General features: G+C 44.3%; 9 protein-coding genes. 3 read left to right on the top strand and 6 right to left on the bottom strand.

Annotated elements, in window-relative coordinates; genetic code table 11:
• Nucleotides 1-38: 38 nt before the first annotated feature.
• The 5 genes from AAEY62_RS11210 to AAEY62_RS11190 all read right to left on the bottom strand — a co-directional run bounded on the left by AAEY62_RS11210 (nt 39) and on the right by AAEY62_RS11190 (nt 3,506).
• On the bottom strand, nt 39-719 hold the full coding sequence (locus tag AAEY62_RS11210) for a flagellar hook assembly protein FlgD (protein ID WP_007581861.1): 681 nt from the start codon (nt 717-719) through the stop codon (nt 39-41).
• 13 nt (nt 720-732) lie between these two features.
• Complete coding sequence (gene flgC / locus AAEY62_RS11205) at nt 733-1,164, bottom strand: flagellar basal body rod protein FlgC (RefSeq protein ID WP_007581860.1); 432 nt, start codon at nt 1,162-1,164, stop codon at nt 733-735.
• Nucleotides 1,165-1,169: 5 nt separating this feature from the next.
• On the bottom strand, nt 1,170-1,577 hold the full coding sequence (flgB, locus tag AAEY62_RS11200) for a flagellar basal body rod protein FlgB (RefSeq protein WP_002959431.1): 408 nt from the start codon (nt 1,575-1,577) through the stop codon (nt 1,170-1,172).
• A gap of 145 nt (nt 1,578-1,722) precedes the next feature.
• Complete coding sequence (locus tag AAEY62_RS11195) at nt 1,723-2,553, bottom strand: CheR family methyltransferase (protein WP_138488696.1); 831 nt, start codon at nt 2,551-2,553, stop codon at nt 1,723-1,725.
• A 20-nt stretch (nt 2,554-2,573) separates the two neighbouring features.
• On the bottom strand, nt 2,574-3,506 hold the full coding sequence (locus AAEY62_RS11190; protein ID WP_007581858.1) for a chemotaxis protein CheV: 933 nt from the start codon (nt 3,504-3,506) through the stop codon (nt 2,574-2,576).
• A gap of 140 nt (nt 3,507-3,646) precedes the next feature.
• Here AAEY62_RS11190 and flgA point away from each other — a divergent pair, with 140 nt between their 5' ends.
• From flgA to flgN, 3 genes are all read left to right on the top strand, one after another.
• Nucleotides 3,647-4,354 carry a flagellar basal body P-ring formation chaperone FlgA gene (gene flgA / locus AAEY62_RS11185; RefSeq protein ID WP_007581857.1) on the top strand — a complete coding sequence of 236 codons (708 nt, stop codon included), beginning with the start codon at nt 3,647-3,649 and terminating at the stop codon, nt 4,352-4,354.
• Between the two features lie 76 nt (nt 4,355-4,430).
• Nucleotides 4,431-4,751: a flagellar biosynthesis anti-sigma factor FlgM gene (gene flgM / locus AAEY62_RS11180; RefSeq protein ID WP_007581856.1), complete on the top strand. Its 321-nt coding sequence runs from the start codon at nt 4,431-4,433 to the stop codon at nt 4,749-4,751.
• Nucleotides 4,744-5,175 carry a flagellar protein FlgN gene (flgN, locus tag AAEY62_RS11175; RefSeq protein ID WP_024589967.1) on the top strand — a complete coding sequence of 144 codons (432 nt, stop codon included), beginning with the start codon at nt 4,744-4,746 and terminating at the stop codon, nt 5,173-5,175. The genes flgM and flgN overlap by 8 nt, the downstream gene beginning before the upstream one ends.
• A gap of 143 nt (nt 5,176-5,318) precedes the next feature.
• On the opposite strand, the gene AAEY62_RS11170 is transcribed toward flgN, so the two are convergent.
• Nucleotides 5,319-19,598: beta strand repeat-containing protein (locus tag AAEY62_RS11170; protein ID WP_350634951.1), on the bottom strand; the 14,280-nt coding region annotated here is incomplete at its 5' end.

Raw genomic sequence — 19,598 nt, 5'->3', positions numbered from 1 at the left:
TCTGTGGCCTGCTAGCAGGCGAAAAATACTAAAATTTATTACGCGATTTCTGCTACATCTGTCAGCCTAACCGCACCTTCTTTAGTGTTAATAATAATGCCACTTGAGCCATTAATATTAACGCTTTCAATGTTCTTGAATGTAGCAATGGGCAAGCTTGAAAATTCGCCGTCAGTACTTCCTTCGGCGGTTACTGAGTATTCACCTTCAGGTAAACGCTCACCGGCTTCATTTTTGCCATCCCACGCAAAACGTACTGCACCTGCTGATTGAGAACCCATATCAATAGTTCTTACTAGCTGACCTGATGCATCTGTCACTTTAATTTTTAAGTTATCAACGGCTTCTTCTGCCACTGCAGAGCCTCTGGCATCACCCGTTTCATTTAAATCCAGGGTGTTTGACTCAAGTAAAGCTTGCTTGCCAACAAGTGTTGATGCTTGCAATGCTGAATTTGATGTCATAGAAGACGCTAAGCTATCAAAATTTGAATTTAAATCGCTGATGCCTTGCGCCATTGTGAAACTAGTCATTTGAGCAATCATTTGATCGTTATCCGCAGGGTTACTGGGATCTTGAAACGATAATTGCTGAGTTAACAAAGAGAAAAAGTCTTCTTGTGTTAACGCATCACTCTCATTATCACTGGTCGCTACTTGCGATTCTTGCCAGCGTATAGAGTCTAAATAGGATGAAGATGTACTAATATCGTTACTCATAACCTACCCTCGGTTACCGCTGCCCTAGCAACAGTGTTTTACTTAGCATTTGCTTTGCTGCATCAGCAACTTGCACGTTTGTTTGGTAAGAACGAGAGGCAGAAATCATATTTGCCATCTCCTCTACAACATTGACGTTGGGTTTATAGATATAGCCATTTTCATCCGCACTTGGATGGTTTGGGTTATATTCAATTTGTAATGGTGCATTACTTTCAACAATGCCCAAAACTTTCACACCAACTGCGGAGCCCTGTTGGTTACTTACTGATGCTGAAGCCTTTGTTAGTTCAGCCGCAAATACAGGTTGGCGCGCTCGGTACGTTTTGTCTTGAGATGAACTAATGGTATTAGCATTAGAAATATTACTAGCTGTAGTATTTAAGCGAACGTTTTGTGCGCTCATACCCGAACCTGCAATATCGAAAACATTATATAAACTCATAATTTTTATCCTTGACTACCGAGAGCTTTATTCAGGCCTTTAAATTTGCCGCTTAAAAATTGCAAGCTGGCCTGATACTCCATAGCATTCTGTGTATACAAGTTTCGTTCCACTTGTATATCAACCGAGTTACCATCACCTGTATCTGATTGATTTGGCAAACGAAATGATTCTGAACTTCCCATACTATGAGTACCTCCACCAATGTGTTTATCATTAGTTCTTACCATAGTATTGCCGCTTTGCTGGGTTGACCTTGCCGCTTTTAATGCAGAGGCAAAATCAATATCTTTTGCTTTATAGCCAGGCGTATCAGCGTTAGCTATATTAGTTGCAATTAATTCAGCTCGCTGTGAACGGATCAACATGGCTTGCGGATGCACACCTAATGCTTTATCAAAACTGATAGCCATAACCTTCTCCAAAAAATTGACTTACCCATGAATAAAGCAAAAAATAAGCCATTAATATTAGGAAGTGTTATATTTTTATAAGACTATGTATCTAAATAGAAAAACGACGCTAGGTGCGTCGTTTTAGGGAAGGGAGTTAGCTTAATTACTTCTTTTGGTAAATAATACCAGGGTTGCACCTAACCATATCAAACTCAGTACTTAGGCCAGTTAGGGACTCTGACGCGCCTAAAAATAGGTAACCGTTTGGATTTAACGCTTGTGCAAACTGGTTAATAATTTTAGCTTTTATTTCAGGCGCAAAATAAATTAGTACATTTCGGCAAAAAATAATATCAAACTTGCCCATTAACGCGTAAGAATCAAGCAGATTTAAATGCCTAAAACTAACTTGTTTTTTTATTGTATCGTTTACTTGTGCCATACCGTTGCCGCTGTCTTTAAAAAACTTTTTACGACGCTCTGCAGATAACCCTCTGGCGAGTGCCAGCGCGTCATACTCTGCATTTTTACACATATCAAGCATGGTATTAGATATGTCGGTACCGATAATTTGTGCCCCCATACGAAGCACACCTGGTTGCTTAGCATTAAATTCAGCAACCGACATAGCTATTGAATAAGGTTCTTGGCCTGACGAACTGGCAGCAGACCAAATTTTTAAAGGTCTTCTTAAATCTTTAAATTCAGGGAAAAGCTTGTTTTGGAGTAACTCAAATGGGTATTGATCTCTAAACCACAAAGTTTCGTTGGTGGTCATTGCATCAACCACAGCGGCTCTTAATTGCCGCTCATGAGGCCCGAGAGTTTTACTAACCAATTCCGATAAAGATCCCACATTAAATCGAGTCATTAACGGAGCAAGTCGGCTTTTAACTAAATACTGTTTATTTTCACCTAAAACAATGCCGCATTGCTGCTCTAAAAACGAACGAAACTGGTCGTATTCACTTTGCTGCAAATCTTTATTATTCAAGTTAGTAGCACCTATTTTTGTTAATCACAATGAACCCACTTTTTAACCGCTGTTGCTAATTCATCTGGGTTAAATTTAGCAATAAAGTCATCTGCCCCTACTTTTTCAATCATCGCTTGGTTAAAAACACCACTCAAAGAGGTATGCAAAATAACATGCAAAGGTGCAAGTTTGGGATCTGCTTTTATTTCAGCTGTTAAGGTATAGCCGTCCATTTCTGGCATTTCAACGTCTGAGATAAGTAATGCTACTCGCTCTGTAATATCATTTTTACAATCAAGCTCTGCTATTTCTTTAAGCCTAATTAAAGCTTCCTTACCATTTTTAGCAAGCTCTGTTTGAACACCTAGCGGCTCTAAGGCCCGTTTAACTTGATTACGCGCAACAGCAGAGTCGTCTGCTATAAATACGATACGTTCACCTAAATCTTTTTGAATATCGCCGCTTTGTGCAACTTCAGCACTTACTTCTGTGTTTACTGGGCAAATTTCGTTGAGAATTTTTTCTACATCGAGAATTTCGACTAATTCATTTTCGATTTCGGTCACTGCTGTTAAATATGAATAACGTCCGGCACCTGATGGCGGTGGCATTATTTTTTCCCAATTCATATTTACAATACGTTCAACTCCGCCCACTAAAAACCCTTGCACAGAGCGATTGTATTCAGCAATGATTATGAAGCTGTCTTTAATGTTGTCGATTGGGCGCCCACCTACAGCCATTGATAAATCAATTACTGAAATGGTTTGACCACGAATATGTGCAACACCACGAATATACGGATTAGATTTTGGCATGCTTGTTAGTGGAGGGCATTGCAGCACTTCTCTCACTTTAAATACATTAATACCAAAACGCTGACGCCCTCTGAGCTTAAATAAAAGTAATTCTAGGCGGTTCTGCCCAACCAACTGTGTGCGTTGGTTTACTGAGTCTAAAATGCCTGCCATTCAAATCTCCTAAAGAAAACAAATAATACGGAACGATAATTGCTTTCTATTTATAAAGCTACATAACATCGCGGGTGCGTCTACTTTTTGACGCAAAATATTTATACCCTGTTTGAAACCATAAGCATAGTCGAAACATTATGAGTTTGTTAAAAAAAATCAGAAGATACAGTGTTTTTTATTTTGTTACTAGCTTGTGCTTTGTATTCCCTTTGCAAGCTAAAGTGTTTAGTAAAGATTTATTACAAGACATGGCCGTTGCTTATATAGCTAAGCAGATTGGTACATTGCAAAATACTAATACTCAATTAAGTGCACTGCCTTTAGATAGTCGCATTCCTGATCGTGTCTGTAATACTGAGCTTGAATTATCAACATCCGATGAGCCACCATTTAACCGCCAAGTAACCTTACAAGCCAAGTGCAATGATGCGCAAACGTGGGCTCAATACGTTCATGTAAGAGTTGTTGAAATGGCTCCAGTTGTTGTTGCTACTGCTAATTTAACCCGTGGTGAAGTAATAACTAAATCGCATTTAAGTATTGAAATGAAACCAACTCACTTTGTACGAATACAGTACTTAGATGACCCCACAATGCTAATAGGCAGCAGAAGTAAACGAAATATTAGAAGTGGTATGCCAGTATTACTAAACCAAATTTGTATGGTGTGTAAAGGTGACTCTGTTAATATTTACGCTAACCTTAGAGGCCTTAGAATTAAAACCACTGGTATTGCTTTAGAAGACGGTACTTTGGGCGAACAGATACAAATAAAAAACAAAAAATCAGGTAAAGTTTTAAATGCGCGAGTAGATGGTGTAGAGTCTGTTCAGGTGAATATTTAATTTAGATTTATACTAAAGTATCCTACGTATATGCCGATAACATGGCATAAGTTGGGTAATATACGGGTTTATTATTATGGTTAATCAAGTTAATGGCAGTAATCAACAAGCTAATGCGTTAACAAATGCAAAGCAACAACAAGTTGATTTAAAAAAAGATAACGCAAATACACAAGCGACGCAGACTCCTTCGCCTAAAGCAGCAAGTGACTCTGTAAGCTTGACGCCGCAAGCGCAGCAATTAAAAACGCTTCAAGATAAAGCACAGCAATCGTCTGGCTTTGATAGCGATAAAGTTGCTGAGCTTAAAAAAGCAATTACCGAAGGTAAATATCAAGTGGACAGTGAAAAGCTTGCTAAAAACTTAGCTGATTTTGAGTTTAACGTGTATGGCTGATCATAATAGTTTAATTAGCGTAAAACTAAACCAACAAGTAAGTTGTTTAGATTCTTTGCATACGCTATTAAACGACGAGCTTACTGCTATTGCTTCACGACGTGGTGCTGGTTTAAAAGAAATTACCCAACAAAAAATGTCTTTTTTAACTAAGCTAAGCACTCTAGATAAAGAGCTAAGTAAGCTAATTGCCAGTAACGATACACAAAATCCTGAAATCTCTGAGCTAATAAGCCAAGTTAAAACTCAACTTGCGCAATGCCAAAAACAAAATAATGTGAATGCTCATGCTGCCCGTCAAGCGCAACTTAGTGTTAAACAATTAAAAGAGATATTAATTGGCGCACCAACGTCAATGACCTACGACCAAGCCGGTAAGTCTGTAAATACCGAGAGTAAACTGGTTCGTAATTTAAAAGCGTAAGCCCAAAATTTCACATTAAAAAAGCCTTATTGATTTATCAATAAGGCTTTTTTAATGTCCTTTATGCTTAAATTTCGTTATAAATAATATCAATTTACTTAATAATGTAAGCCCCCTTAATAATTAAGAGGGCTTTATTGATATTAAATATCCGTTTGATTATTACTACTTTCAATTAAGTGTTTAATCATCTCTTCCGATTGATTTTGTACATCAACCGCAGGCGCTGCTGCATCAATGCTTCCCCCACTTTGAGCTGGAGTATAAGCAATTGCAGAGCCTTCTTCATCAAGTAGATTATTTAAAGCAACTAACTGCTCTGTTTCAGAGTCAATTATTACATCGTTTATGCTTAGTGGTTCTGCTTCACTAACTCCTACCACCTGTTCTGGCGTGCTTGCTATTGTTCCTACATTTGCTAAATTAATGGTTTCGGTGTTTAACACTTCATCACCTTGCGTATCACCCAATGCTGACTCTTCGCTAAATGACGCTGGCATAATGTCGCCAGCACCTGAGCCTGATTCAGAGGTGTAAATATTGCCGGACTGCTCTACCTCGTTACCCGTATTTTTAATCAAGTAGTTTCCGACTTCATCAACAGTAACAAAATAATATTGCTCCCCTCCACCAATGTTTAGGTTGGCTAAGTTTAAAAACCCTCCCCAATCTCCATTGCTATCTGAAGTAAAGCTGCTTGAAAGTTCTAATACATCTAAATCTAGACCGAGTAAGTCAATGCCTAATAACGAAGAGCCAATAATGTATACTTCAGTATCTGGCTCTGTTGTCCCTTCAACTGATGGGAGTACAATACCTAATATTCCTGAACTAAAATCAGTAACCTCAAAACCTATTGGCGTGGTATCAATAACCAATCCAGATATACTACCGCTTGAAGTTGTATTACCTGATGTATCAGTTGCTACGGCTGTTACTGTGTACTCCCCATCAGCTAAGTCAGTATTAGCTGTAGCACTCCATACACCCGATGCATTAACAGTTTCTATTAATACAATACTTTCAGTTGGACCATTAAAGGTAACAGTTACAGACTCACCTGGAGCGGCAGTCCCCGTAACAAGCGGTGTTTGATCTGCGGTTAGCTCTAACCCCGAGTCAATTGTAATACCTGAGTCAATTGCGCTACTTGATGATTGCGTACCGATATTACCTGCACCATCAGCAATGCTTACATCTACGCTGTAGTTGCCCTCAGGAAGTACTTCTGCTGATGTCACACTCCACGTCCCATCAGCTCCAACTGTTGTTTGAACATTGTGAGTGGCACCAGCTGAATCAGTAAACATAACGACTACTAACGCGCCTGCAAAACTTTCAGTTACTGACCCTGTAACAGTAGGTGTTGTATCTTGCCCTACCAATATTGGATCTATGACTACAGTTGGCGCTGTGTAGTCTGTGCTTGACCCCATAGTATCGCTAGCAGAGTTACCAGCTGTATCGCTTATTGATGCTGTTGCACTAAAGCTACCTTCACTCAGTGCGGTAGTAGCTGTTACTGACCATGTGCCATTGCCTGCAACTTGAGCGGTAATAGTTTGTGAATCGTTATTAGCATCAGTAATAACAACACTCACATTGGTACCTGCTGGTGCATCACTTATACCTGTTATCGTCGGTAGCGGGTTATTGGTTACAGGTAATTGATCAACTTCAACTGTTGGTGGTGTTAAATCAACAATGCCATCAAGACTTGTACTACTCGTAAGTGATAAGTTTTCTACAGTGGCATCGACTGTAAAAGCACCCTCTGCTAACGGTACTGTAGGTATTAAACTCCATATACCTGCTATAGCCGTGGTGTTATAGGTTGTTGTGGTACCACTGCTATCAGTAATAACGACTTCTACATTGCCATTTAATACATCTGTTGTGCCGCTAATGGTAGGTGTTGTATCGCTTGTATCAATTATTGGGTTTATCAACAAACTTGGCAGGGTTGTACTGACAGTACCTATTTGATTTACAGTGGTTGTATTGCCAGCGCTATCGGTACTTATGGCCTCAACTGTAATTTCTCCTTCAGGTAATAAAGGAGCAATGACAGACCAAGTACCATCTCCAAGAACAGTAGTAGTAACTGTTTGTACTGCGGCTGTTGAGTCAGTGATATTTACTGTAATTAAACTTCCTACTTCCTCATCGCTGGAGCCTGTAATTGTTGGTGTTAGGGTATTAAGTACTCCAAACGCATCTATTTCTAACGCTGGTGGAATGGTATCTATAGTTACTTGTTCTGTAACAGACTCGCCTACATTGCCCGCAGCATCAGTAATATTTGCGTAAACAGTGTATATACCATCTGGTAAGCTAGTTGTTACTAAAGACCAAGTACCATCACTTCCAACTACAGCATCAAATACTGTTTCATCACCATTACTACCAATAACAGTTACGTCAATGTCTGTACCCTCAGGCTCTTCAGAACTGCCTGAAATAGTTAATATATCGGTATCGCTAATAGTCAATGGTAAAATATCAACCACTGGTACTAGTGTATCCACTACAAACTCGAGAGTATCGGTAACTACGTTTCCTGCATCATCAGTAATACTCACATTAGCAACGTGCTGCCCTTCAGTAAGTGCGTCTACCTCGAGTGTAAATATCCCTAGCGCATCGACCGTGGTTGTTAACACTGAACCACCATCAAGTTGTATTTCAACAACACCGTTAATTAAATCACTGGTACCTTGGATGATTGGCGTGGAGTCTGATGTTGTGCCAATAACCTGTAAGCCAAGTGTTGGCGATATTGTATCCACCACTCCGGTAAGTAGTTGCGTGGTAGTAATGCCGACTTCACTTAACACGTCAACTGTTACGCTAAATGTACCTTCAGCTAATGATTGAGGAACCTGTACAGCCCACGTATTATCGGCTTGAACTATAGCCGTAAGCTCTTGTACTACATTTTCGCTATCTACCACTCTAACTAGCACTTCAGTGCCTGGTGCTTGGTCGGTCGTACCACTAATTATTGGTAAATCGCCCTGCCCAGTTACAAAGTCGACTACCGCATTTAGTACTGGGGTTGAAGCATCTACGTCTGCAGTGGTTACTGTGGTTGTGTTACCTGCCTCATCAGTAGCTGAAGCTTTAATAACAGATAAGCCAATAACATTTACCGCCAAGCCTACCAGCACCCAGTCGCCATTTGCATCAGTGGTTACATCATAAGTTAAATCAGCTAAGTCGCCAGCTAACTCTAAAGTAACAGTGACCGTTTTACCTTCACCTAAATCAGATGTGCCAGATAAAGAAACCAACTGACCTAATAGGAACGAAGGCACAATTGTTAGCTCTGGTCCCACGGTATCAACCTCACCACCGGTTTTATTGTCGACCGAAGTATTGCCCGCAGCATCGCTAATAGTTGCACTAACACTGTAAACACCGTCAGCTAAAATATTATTAGCAGCCGCTTGCCAGTCTCCATTGCCATCGGTTTGAACGGTCATTTGATGAGAAACTCCAGCAGAATCAGTAAAGGTAACTACAACGTTTGTATTTGGCTCGTTTGATGTGCCATTAATTAATGGCGTGCTGTCTTGGGTAAGTATTAATGAACTTTGATCAATACTAATTTCGGGAGCAATTGTATCAATAGTTGCTGTATTTGTTGCGTCCCCGGTATTACCCGCGCTATCAGTAACAGAGACTTCAACTGAATAATCTCCTTGTGATAGAGAGCTAGTTGCCTCTACAGACCATACACCACCAGTTTGAACTGTTGTATTTACAGTATGCTCATTACCTTGTGCATCAGTGAATACCACTGCAACAGCATCACCCACATTGGCACCTGTCACACTTCCAGAAATACTTGGAGTTAGATCAGTACTTCCAACAATATCGCTAATAGTTACAACTGGCGCTGTTATGTCAACTACCCCTGTAGTACTTGTGTTTACAGGGTTACCGGCAGTATCTGTGGTTGAAGCTGAAACCGTGTAAGCGCCCTCACTCAACTCTGTACTTGCAGCGACTGACCATGTGCCATTTGCACCAACCGTAGCATTAACCGTTTGCTCTGCACCTAAGCTATCAGTAATTAAAATAATAACTAATGCGCCTTGCGGTGCGGTTGTTGTGCCTGAAATTGTAGGCGTTGTATCATTTAAAGTTACAAGCGGAGTAATACTAAGCGTTGGCGCGGTTAAATCGATAACACCGCTACCTGTTGTATTACTCGTTAAGCTTCCTTCAGTTACACTTGCCGAAACAGTAAATTCACCTTCAGGTAGAATATCGGTCGCATCAACACTCCAAATACCGCCTACTACCGTCGTAGTTACAGTATGTGAAACGTTATTAACGTCAGTTATAACGACTGTGATCACCGAGTTATCTATTGCACTACTTGTGCCTGATATTGCTGGTGTTTGATCGTTCGTATCAACCATTGTATTAATATTAATTGTTGGCGCATTAGTATTTAGCGTTGCGGTAGCATTTGCTGAAGCACTATTATCTGCGGTATCGATAATAGTTGCAGAAACTATAACTTCACCATCAGTCAGTGCGTCGGTTATATCTACACTCCAAGCACCTCCTGCGCCAACAACAGTTGTGTAAGTCTCGGTACTATCTCCATCGGTCACAGTTACTGTAATACTCGTGTTTTCAGGTTCATTGGATGTGCCTGAAATAGTTGGCGTGCTGTTATTAATTGTACCTAATGCATTTATAGTAATACTTGGTGCTTGAGTATCAACAAAACTCGAACCTGTATCAGAGCCTGTATTACCAGCATCATCGGTAATACTTACCTCTACATCATAATCGCCATCTGGCAAGCTTGGCGCTGTAACTTGCCAATCGCCGCTAGCATCAACTATTGCGGTTAAAGTATGTATATCACCGTTGCTATCTGTAATGACTATATCGACCACCGTATTCTGTGGTTCAGTTGAAGTACCACTTACAATTGGTGTATTAGTGTTAAATACAGTTATATCATTAAGTACAATAACAGGTACTTGGGTATCAATTGTTAAATCAATAGTCGTGCTGCTGATATTATTAGCGTCATCGGTAATACTTACTTGCGCCGTATAATCACCATCAACAAGTGCTACGGGGACATCTACTTGCCAATTGCCATCAGTACCCACAGTTGCTGTTAGTGTTTGACCACCAATAATAATGCTTACATCTGCACCTATCTCATTACTTGTTCCTGAAATTGTAGGTGTTGTATCTATTGTCGCGTTAACTTCGTTCACAATTAATGTAGGATCAACACTGTCTATTTCACCTTGAGCCTGCTGCGTTGTTAAGTTACCAACACTGTCTCTAACCTCTGCAACAACGGTATATTGACCTTGCGCTAGCTCTGCAGGTACAGCAACAGACCAGTCGCCACCGGCTTGAACAATCGCCGTAAACTCTTGGCTTTGCCCTGCACTATCGGTAACCGTCATATTAATTACAGTGCCTTGCCCCATATCAGTGGTGCCGCTAATTACTGGGGTACTATCGTTTGAAAGTGCATCAACACTAACGGTTAGTTCTGGCGCTACGTTATCAAAATCAAGCGTATTGATTGTTCTGACATTACCAGCGGCATCACTAGCACTGGCTGTGACATAAGCAAGACTTAGTAAAGGTACTGTTATGTTTGCAAGCCCCCACGTGCCATCAGGATTTGTCGTTGCTGTATAAGTTGCACCAACTAACCCACCAACTAGGTACTCTGTAATAGTGATCACAGAGCCTCCTGGTAAATCAGAATCCCCCGAAAGAGAAACCAAATTTCCTAATAAAAACGATGGAATAATTTCAAGCTCCGGAGCGGTTACATCTAGTTCACCATTATCTGTGCCAGTGCCTGTATTGCCTGCAGCATCAGTGATGCTGGCGCTGACGCTATAATTACCTTCAGCTAATGTACCTGTTGGTGTCGCACTCCAGTTACCATTAACATCGGTTTGTACATCAATGCTTTGGATGGCATTTGCTGCATCTGTAAACGTAACCGTAATCGTGCTGTTAGGTGCATCACTGGTGCCAGTAACGGTTGGCGTGCTGTCGTTTGTTAATACTGGCGCATCCACAGTAATACTTGGTGCAGCGGTGTCTATTGTGCCGTTACCTGTAATGTCCGTGCTGTTACCGGCAACATCGCTGATGCTGGCTTCAATACTATACGGTCCTTCTGCAAGTGCTGTAGGCACTTCGACTGAGAAGGTGCCATCGGCATCAACAGTGGTAGTAAACGTTTGTGTATTGCCTAAATCATCCACTACGGTGAAGTTAATAACGGTGCCTTCAACCGCATCGCTTGTGCCGCTCAGTGTCGGGGTTACGTCGTTGCTTGAACCTGGGCTGGTAAGTACAAGTGTAGGTGCGGTGGTGTCTACTTCGCCGGTGCCTGTAGCGGTGGTGTCATTGCCTGCTGCATCGCTCACGCCTGCGCTGATGGTGTATCCACCTTCTGCAATGGCTGCCGGTACAGGAATTGACCACGTACCATTAGCAAGTACGGTGGCGCTCATTGTTTGCGCTGCACCACTGCTATCTGTCACTATAACCGTTACCGTACTGCCTTGCGGTGCATCACTACTGCCTGCAATCGTTGGCGTGGTGTCGTTGCCTACACCGTTGTTGGTAATAACAAGGCTCGGACCTGTTAGATCTATCAGACCTGTCTCGGTGGCACTGCCGATATTACCTAGGCCATCGTCTACCTCTGCGGTGACCGTATATTCGCCTTCGGCTAGTACGCTTGGTGCATCGACGCTCCATACACCACCCGTTACGGTCGTATCAACAGTCGTAATATTCCCTGCACTGTCTTCAAACGTTAAGCTGATAGTGGTGTTATCTGCCGCATCGCTTGTACCATTAATGGTTGGTGTGGTGTCGTTGGTATCAACCAAGGCATTAATGCTAATGCTCGGCGCGGTGGTGTTGAGTGTCGCGGTTTCACTTAATGTGGTGGTGTTTCCGGCGTTATCGCTCACGCTGGCTTCAATAGTAAGCTCTCCATCAGCTAATGCTGTCGGCACATCTGCTGACCAACTGCCGTCGGCTTGTACTGTCGCGGTGAACGTTTCGGTTGTGGTGCCATCGCTTACACTGATGTTTATCACTGTGCCCGCTGGCGCATTGCTGCTTCCGCTGATTGTTGGGGTGCTGTTATTAGTGGCACCTACTGTGTCTAACGTCAGTGTCGGCGCTAAGGTATCTAGGTTGCCTGATTGAACTGCACCGCCAGTATTGCCTGCATCATCGGTGATACTGGCTTGTACGGTGTAGCTTCCATCTGGTAATTCAGGGCTAGTTGCTTGCCAATCACCGTTTGCATCCACAGTAGCGGTGATTGGGTGTTCATCACCGTTACTGTCAGTAATAACAATGTTTATAACCGTGCCTGCAGGCTCTGCTGAGGTACCACTAATCACTGGGGTGCTGTCGTTGCCTAAACCCAGTGCATCAACGGTGACAACCGGTGTAATGGTATCCACATTACCACTGCTGTTTGCGGTACTCTCGTTGCCTGCGGCATCGGTAATGCTGGCAACAACGCTAAAGTCACCTTGTGCAAGGGCTGTCGATACTTCGATTGCCCAGTGACCATCGCTGCCTACAACAGTGCTAAGGGTTTGATTGATGCCTTCGCTATCGGTGATGGTGAGTGTAACAGTGCCACCAATTTCATTACTGGTGCCCTGAAGCTCTGGTGTTAAATCGCTGACATCGCCCACGTTTTGAATGGTGAGTAGTGGCGCTTGCGTGTCGATAGTCGTGGTGTCACTCACGGTGGTTTCATTGCCGACACTATCGCGCACACTTACTTCAATGGTGCTTTGACCTTCACTTAATGGTGTCGCTGGTGTGGCGATCCAATCACCGTTTGCATCCACAAGGGCGGTGATAGTTTGTGAATTACCATCGCTATCGGTCACTACAATAGTGACTTGCGCGCCTTCACCCGCATCACTTGTACCGCTTATGATTGGCGTGTTGCTGTCGCTTTGTGCTGCAACATCAACAGTGAGTGTCGGCGGTGTATTATCAAAGTCATCTGAGCTAATTGTACGCGTGTTACCTGCGGCATCGGTCGCTGTTGCGATCACTGAGCCAACATCAAGTAACGATACATCCAACCCGACTAATGACCAGTTGCCATCCGCATCCGTTGTAGTGGTATATGTTGCACCAATACCACCGCCTACCAGTTGCTCGGTAATCGTAATTTCACTGCCTGCTGGCAAGTCAGACGTACCACTTAAGGTAACCAATAAACCAAGTTCAAAGGTTGGTGTAAAGGCAAGGGTTGGCGGAGTTACATCCACTTCGCCGCTGTCTGTACCTGTACCTGTGTTGCCCGCTGCATCAGTGATGCTGGCGCTGACACTGTAATTACCTTCAGCTAATGTACCTGTTGGTGTCGCACTCCAGTTACCGTTAGTATCTGTTTGTACATCAATGCTTTGAGTGGCATTTGCTGCATCTGTAAACGTCACCGTGATGGTGCTGTTAGGTGCATCACTGGTGCCTGTCACTGTGGGCGTGCTGTCATTTGTTAATACTGGCGCATCTACACTCACACTTGGTGCTGTGGTATCAATGGTGCCGTTACCGGTAATATCGGTGCTGTTTCCTGCCACATCGCTGATGTTGGCGATGATCGTGTACGGCCCTTCTGCCAGTGCAGTCGGTACTTCCACTGAGAAGTTGCCATCAGCATCCACAATGGTGGTGAACGTTTGTGAGCTACCAAAATCATCCACTACGGTGAAGTTAATAACCGTGCCTTCAACCGCATCGCTTGTTCCGCTAAATATCGGGGTGATGTCATTACTTGAACCAGGGCTGGTAAGTACAAGTGTCGGTGCAATGGTATCTATTTCACCAGTGCCTGTGGCGGTGGTGTCGTTGCCTGCGGCATCTTCAACACTTGCACTAATGGTGTATGCACCTTCTGCTAGTGCTACCGGTACAGGGATTGACCACGTACCATTGGCTAGTACGGTGGCGCTCATTGTTTGCGCTGCGCCGCTGCTGTCGGTGACAACAATGGCTACTTCACTGCCTTGCGGTGCATCGCTGGTACCTGCAATTGTTGGCGTGGTGTCGTTGCCTACACCGTTGTCGGTAATAACAAGGCTCGGACCAGTAAGGTCTATCTGACCTGTTTCGGTGGCACTGCCGATATTACCTAGGCCATCGTCTACCTGTGCGGTGACAGTATATTCGCCTTCGGCTAAGTCAGTTGGTGCATCGACACTCCATACTCCACCCGTTACGGTCGTATCAACTGTCGTAATATTCCCTGCACTGTCTTCAAACGTTAAGCTAATGGTGGTGTTATCTGCCGCATCGCTTGTACCATTAATGGTTGGGGTGGTGTCGTTGGTGTCAACCAATGCATTAATACTGATGCTTGGGGCCGTAGTGTTGAGTGTTGCGGTTTCACTTAATGTAGTGGTGTTGCCTGAACTGTCACTAACGCTTGCTTCGATAGTAAGTGGACCATCAGTTAACGCGTTCGGTACATCTGCTGACCAACTGCCATCGGCTTGTACTGTTGCGGTAAACGTTTCTGTATTATCTGCATCCGTGACGTTAATCGTTATAACCGTGCCTGCTGGCGCGTTCGATGTCCCGCTAATTGTTGGCGTGCTGTTATTCGTGGCACCGACTGTGTCTAACGTCAGTGTCGGCGCTAAGGTATCTAGGTTGCCTGATTGAACTGCGCCACCTGTGTTGCCTGCATCATCGGTGATACTGGCTTGTACGGTGTAGCTGCCATCTGGTAATTCAGGGCTGGTTGCTTGCCAATTACCGTTTGCACCGACGGTGGCGGTGATTGGGTGCTCATCACCGTTACTGTCGGTAATAATAATGTTGATAACCGTGCCTTCAGGCTCTGTTGAGGTACCACTAACAACTGGGGTGCTGTCGTTGCCTAAACCCAGTGCATCAACGGTGATAACGGGTGTAATAGTATCTACATTACCACTGCTGTTGGCAGTGGTGTCGTTGCCTGCCGCATCAGTAATATTCGCGCTTACAGTAAAATCACCTTGTGCAAGGGCACCTGGAATTTCAATAGCCCAGTGGCCATCGCTGTCAACTATCGTATCAATGGTTTGCACAGCACCTTCGCTGTCGGTGATGGTGAGTGTTACGGTGCCACCAATTTCATTACTGGTGCCCTGAAGCTCTGGTGTTAAGTCGCTGACATCGCCTACGTTTTGAATGGTGAGTAGTGGCGCTTGCGTGTCGATAGTCGTGGTGTCACTCACGGTGGTTTCATTGCCGACACTGTCGCGCACACTTACTTCAATGGTCGTTTCACCTTCGCTTAGCGGTGTGGTTGGAGTGGCGATCCAATCACCGTTTGCATCCACAAGGGCGGTGATAGTTTGTGAATTACCATCGCTATCGGTCACTACAATAGTGACTTGCGCGCCTTCACCCGCATCACTTGTACCGCTTATGATTGGCGTGTTGCTGTCGCTTTGTGCTGCAACATCAACAGTGAGTGTCGGCGGTGTATTATCAAAGTCATCTGAGCTAATTGTACGGGTATTACCTGCTGCATCGGTCGCTGTTGCGATCACGGAGCCTAAGTTCAGTAATGAGATGTCGATACCAGTTAATGACCAGTTACCATTGGCATCTGTGGTTGTGGTGTAACTTAGTCCTACGCCACCGCCTACCAGTTGCTCGGTAATGGTAATTTCACTGCCAGCCGGTAAATCAGAGGTACCGTTTAATAACACCAATGAACCTAATAAGAAGGTAGGTGTAAACGCTAAATCTGGTGGTGTAACATCTACTTCGCCACTGTCTGTACCCGTGCCTGTATTGCCTGCGGCATCGGTAATGCTGGCGCTGACGCTGTAATTACCTTCAGCTAATGTACCTGTTGGTGTCGCACTCCAGTTACCATTTGCATCGGTTTGTACATCAATGCTTTGGGTGGCATTTGCTGCGTCTGTAAATGTAACCGTAATGGTGCTGTTAGGTGCATCACTGGTGCCAGTCACAGTTGGTGTGGTGTCGTTGGTGAGTACTGGCGCATCCACACTCACACTTGGTGCTGTGGTATCAATGGTGCCAATGCCTGTAATGTTGGTGCTGTTACCTGCCACATCGCTGATGTTGGCGGTGATCGTGTACGGCCCTTCTGCCAGTGCAATCGGTACTTCAACTGAGAAGTTGCCATCAGCACCCACAGTGGTGGTGAAGGTTTGTGTATTGCCTTGATCGTCCACTACGGTGAAGTTAATAACCGTGCCTTCAACGGCATCGCTTGTGCCACTGAGTGTCGGGGTGATGTCGTTACTTGAGCCTGAGCTGGTAAGTACAAGTGTCGGTGCGGTGGTATCTATTTCACCAGTGCCTGTGGCGGTGGCTTCATTACCAGCGGTGTCTTCAACACTCGCGCTAATGGTGTATGCACCTTCTGCAAGTGCTACCGGTACAGGGATTGACCACGTGCCATTGGCAAGTACAGTGGCGCTCATTGTTTGTGGTGTGCCACTGGTATCTGTCACTATAACCGTTACCGTACTGCCTTGCGGTGCATCGCTAGTACCGGTAATAGTTGGGGTGGTATCGTTGCCTACGCCGTTGTCGGTAATAACAAGGCTCGGTGCGGTTAAGTCTATCTGACCTGTTTCGGTGGCGCTGCCGATATTACCTAGGCCATCGTCTACCTCTGCGGTCACCGTGTATTCACCTTCGGCTAAATCAGTTGGTGCATCAACGCTCCAGACGCCACCCGTTACCGTCGTATCAACAGTCGTAATATTCCCTGCACTGTCTTCAAACGTTAAGCTAATGGTGGTGTTATCTGCCGCATCGCTTGTACCATTAATGGTTGGGGTAGTGTCGTTGGTATCAACCAATGCATTAATACTAATGCTTGGGGCCGTGGTGTTGAGTGTTGCGGTTTCACTTAATGTAGTGGTATTACCGGCGTTATCACTAACGCTAGCTTCAATGGTGAGCTCACCATCGCTCAGTGCATTCGGTACATCCGCTGACCAGCTGCCATCAGCTTGTACTGTCGCGGTGAACGTTTCTGTTGTGGTGCCATCACTCACGCTGATGCTAATAACAGTCCCCGCTGGCGCATTGGTACTTCCGCTGATAGTCGGGGTGCTATCGTTCGTTGCGCCCACGGTATCAAGCACAAGCGTTGGCGCGAGGCTATCAATGGTGCCCGATTGCACGGCACTATCGGTGTTACCTGCGGCATCGGTAATGCTGGCTTGCACACTGTAGCTGCCCTCTGGTAATTCAGGGCTGATTGCTTGCCAGTTGCCGTTCGCATCGACTGTGGCTGTAATTGGTGTTTCATCGCCGTTACTGTCTGTGATAACAATATTCACAACGGTGCCTTCAGGCTCTGTTGAGGTACCACTAACAACTGGGGTGCTGTCGTTGCCTAAACCCAGTGCATCAACGGTGATAACCGGTGTAATGGTATCTACATTACCACTACTGTTGGCCGTGGTGTCGTTGCCTGCAGCATCAGTAATGCTGGCAACAACGCTAAAGTCACCTTGTGCAAGGGCACCTGGAATTTCAATATTCCAGTGGCCATCACTTTCAACGGTGGTGGTGAAGGTTTGCTCAGCGCCTTGGCTGTCGGTGATGGTCAGTGTTACGGTGCCGCCAATTTCATTACTAGTGCCCTGCAGCTCAGGTGTTAAATCGCTGACATCGCCTACGTTTTGAATGGTGAGTATTGGCGCTTGTGTGTCTAACGTAATTGTATCTGTAACTGTTGTCGTATTTCCTGCTTCGTCAGATACACTCACTTCGATGGTGTTATCACCTTCATTTAAATCTGTTTGTGGAGTTACTTCCCAGTTACCATTTGCATCTACTGTGGTGCTAAGTGTTTGTTCAACTCCATTTTCATCTGTAATAACAACCGTGATACTGGTACCAACGTCTGCATCACTAGTGCCTGAAATAGTAGGCGTTGAGTCGTTGGTTACAGCTTCAAAGTCAACGGTTAAGCTAGGTCCTGATGTATCTATGTTACCTGTAGCCGTATCTGAAGCGCTATTTCCTGCAGCATCAGATACTTCAGCTTCTACAGAATAATCGCCCGAGGCCAACTCTTGAGAAAGTTCAACACTCCAATTACCTTCTACATCCGTTGTAGTGCTAAATGTGCGAACAACCCCTTGAGAATCAGTAACCGTTAAATTTATAACTGTGCCTGCAACTACGTCTGTTGTGTTACCAGAAATAACCGGTGTTGTATCATTACTTGTTTCTAGTTCATTTACTTGTATGGTTGGAGGCGTAATATCAATTACAGCATCAAGCTCTGCATTAGCCGTTCCACCACCTATGTCTGTTACTGTTGCACTAATTAAAATGGTGCCCTCAGCTAAATTTGCAGGCGGAGTAACACTCCAAAGACCGTTTTCATCAACAACTGTGGTTAAAGTAATTATTGCACCCGCTGAGTCAGTGATCTGAACTTCAACTTGAGAGCCAGCTTGTGCATTAAAAGTATCACCATTTATTTGAGGTGTTTGATCGTTAGTTTCGCCAATAATATCAATGGTAATGGTCAATGCGCTTGTATCAATTGTGCCTGAAGCACTTGCTGTGCCTTCATTACCAGCGCTATCACTAATACTTGCATCTACAGAGTAGCTTCCTTCAGCTAAAGCCGCGGATACTTCTGCAGTCCAACTTCCATCAGCAATTACTTGTGCTGAAATTATTTGTACTGCGCCATTAGCATCGGTCACTGTTAAAGTTATGGTTGAACCAGCAGGCTCCCCGCTAACTGTGCCTGAAATGGTCGGTGTTGTATCACTCGTATCGCCTAGTGCATTAATAGTAACTATTGGCGCTGTGGTATCAACTTCTCCCGTTGTTGTGGCTGTGGTTTCATTACCCGCGGTATCAGTAATCGATACTTCAACAGTAAATTCGCCTTCACTTAATTCGTTCGGTACATCCACACTAAAGGTGCCATCGGCTTGTACTTCAGTAGTAATAGTTTGTGGGTTACCTGCTTCATCAGTTACAGTAATAGTAACAACGGTGCCCTCTGGCTCACCCGTTGCGGTGCCTGAAATAGTTGGGGTGGTGTTGTTAGTATCACCTACGGGGTCAATAATAACTGTTGGCGCGGCAGTATCAACTTCGCCTGTTGTTGTTGCTGTGGTTTCATTACCTGCGGTATCGGTAACCGATACTTCAACGGTAAATTCGCCTTCACTTAATTCATTTGGTACATCAACACTAAAGGTGCCATCGGCTTGTACTTCTGTGGTAATAGTTTGTGGATTACCTGCTTCATCAGTTACGGTAATAGTAACAACCGTGCCCTCTGGCTCACCCGTTGCGGTGCCTGAAATAGTTGGGGTGGTGTTGTTAGTATCACCTACGGGGTCAATAAT

The organism is Pseudoalteromonas sp. GW168-MNA-CIBAN-0100 (assembly GCF_040309225.1).
In the GTDB taxonomy this organism is placed as follows: Bacteria; Pseudomonadota; Gammaproteobacteria; order Enterobacterales; family Alteromonadaceae; genus Pseudoalteromonas; species Pseudoalteromonas arctica.
The sequence above is the reverse complement of the archived record's forward strand: the minus strand, read 5'-3'. Positions and strand labels throughout refer to the sequence as shown.

What these genes read in the sequence shown, in the direction of transcription:
- AAEY62_RS11210 (WP_007581861.1), bottom strand. Translation starts at nt 719, where the DNA reads ATGAGTAACGATATTAGTACATCTTCATCCTATTTAGACTCTATACGC.
- AAEY62_RS11190 (WP_007581858.1), bottom strand. Translation starts at nt 3,506, where the DNA reads ATGGCAGGCATTTTAGACTCAGTAAACCAACGCACACAGTTGGTTGGG.
- flgB (WP_002959431.1), bottom strand. Translation starts at nt 1,577, where the DNA reads ATGGCTATCAGTTTTGATAAAGCATTAGGTGTGCATCCGCAAGCCATG.
- flgC (WP_007581860.1), bottom strand. Translation starts at nt 1,164, where the DNA reads ATGAGTTTATATAATGTTTTCGATATTGCAGGTTCGGGTATGAGCGCA.
- flgN (WP_024589967.1), top strand. Translation starts at nt 4,744, where the DNA reads ATGGCTGATCATAATAGTTTAATTAGCGTAAAACTAAACCAACAAGTA.
- flgM (WP_007581856.1), top strand. Translation starts at nt 4,431, where the DNA reads ATGGTTAATCAAGTTAATGGCAGTAATCAACAAGCTAATGCGTTAACA.
- flgA (WP_007581857.1), top strand. Translation starts at nt 3,647, where the DNA reads ATGAGTTTGTTAAAAAAAATCAGAAGATACAGTGTTTTTTATTTTGTT.